A 1,479-nucleotide genomic window follows, 5' to 3' on the forward strand; every position below is an offset into this window, starting at 1 on the left:
GGAGACCCACTCATCGTGATAGAGTGTCAGCAATTCCAATCGGTTCAGCAGATCTCGTGCCTCACCCATGGAAATGCGATTATCAAAATGCGGCATTACTCTCTCCTGCAAACGGCTTGATGCATGAAACACCCACCATCGGACCATTAAAACAGGATCACCCCTTGCCCGCAATAGTTTTTGTCTTGTTGAGGATCGGGGAAAAGAGACGGGATATTATGGCAGTGATCTCTCCTGGCGGGGATACGTGTTCCCAGCCCCCCGCCAGGGTAAACCATCATCATCTTTGGAGTGGCAACCTCTTGTAATCTGCTGTCCAATCAGGCAATAGCCAAGGCCTCTATCTGGCCACCGTTGGCCAGATGTTCCACCACCCAACCAGGCTTACGCCCTTTCCCGGACCAGGTCTGCTTGGCGTTGTGAGGGTTTTGGTATCTGGGTGGCAGGCGGACTCCCTTGTCGCTCCTGGGGCTTCTGCCCTGGGAGGAGACGAAGGCCTCAACAGAGTCGAATCCGGCATCCTGAACCATGGCCAGCATTTTGTTGTAAAGATCTTTTTTGCGTTCTCTCTGCCGCTGTTTGATGAGTGCGTCCACATCGGACTTGAGCAGAACCAAAGCCTCCAAGGGCAGCGACAACATGGTCGACTGGATTGTTTGATGATCCATCTCTGTTTTTTTCTCCTTAGCCATGGGATTCTCCTTGTATGGACATTGTGTAAACGGGTAATACCAACACATCAAAACAAACAGGACATGGCGTTTTCCACCGTATTTTGCTTTCAAGTGTCAAAAGAAACGACTTAAAACGGAATGCCATGCTGTCTCATACCTCCCCCCCCCATCTCCAGAAGGGCCAGGCTCTCTTTTAATCATTGCACAATAAAAACATGAAGGACGGTCGCGAACAACATAATACAACTCTCAGACCATATCAAATTTTATTTATGGGTTGCTGTAAAAAACAAAGAAGAGTGACCGGCAAGGAGAGAGATGCTCTTGTTAAGATTCAGATAAATAGTTTTAAAAATCAGCAGGTTGATATGTGTTTGTTACAATTTGTCAATAGCGATCTTTTTTATCCATATTGGCGTGCATGTGTGCATACCTTCCTGCACAGGCCTTGTTTTTTGCAGGGATTTTGCTGCAACGGCATGAAACCTTTACAACAGGGCAATGGTCTCAAATCTGCTTTTAAAATATCCCATCGATGATTGTGGGTATCCTTAAAACGGGAGGAGGCAGCTTTTCAAATAAAGCAGCTTTGTTCGGCTTTTGCTAATCTTCTCATCTTCGCACTCGTTGGGTTGGTTTGTCCGTCAATGTATGGGATCAGGGCTGCGCTGTTTTGCTTGCCGGCACTGTGTGAGGGGTATGAAAAAATGTTGCCCCATATCGTTTGTGGCTGGTCCGGTTGTATTGTCGGGGCACAGGTTGCGGCGATGATTTTTTGTTGAACCGCTGCCATCTGTTTGCACTG

General features: G+C 47.6%; 2 protein-coding genes. Both read right to left on the reverse strand.

Annotated features, from left to right (window positions below; all coding sequences use genetic code 11):
• Positions 1–320 precede the first annotated feature (320 nt).
• Positions 321–668 carry an H-NS family nucleoid-associated regulatory protein gene (locus HWQ67_RS18325; protein WP_218254137.1) on the reverse strand — a complete coding sequence of 116 codons (348 nt, stop codon included), beginning with the start codon at positions 666–668 and terminating at the stop codon, positions 321–323.
• Between the two features lie 580 nt (positions 669–1,248).
• Positions 1,249–1,479, reverse strand: a 231-nt coding sequence (locus tag HWQ67_RS18330; RefSeq protein WP_218254138.1) for a hypothetical protein, incomplete at its 5' end; no start/stop codon positions are given.

This window comes from Candidatus Magnetobacterium casense (genome assembly GCF_019173545.1).
Taxonomy (GTDB): Bacteria; Nitrospirota; Thermodesulfovibrionia; order Thermodesulfovibrionales; family Magnetobacteriaceae; genus Magnetobacterium; species Magnetobacterium cryptolimnobacter.

Coding starts and splice junctions, on each gene's coding strand:
- HWQ67_RS18325 (WP_218254137.1), bottom strand. CDS start 668: ATGGATCATCAAACAATCCAGTCGACCATGTTGTCGCTGCCCTTGGAG.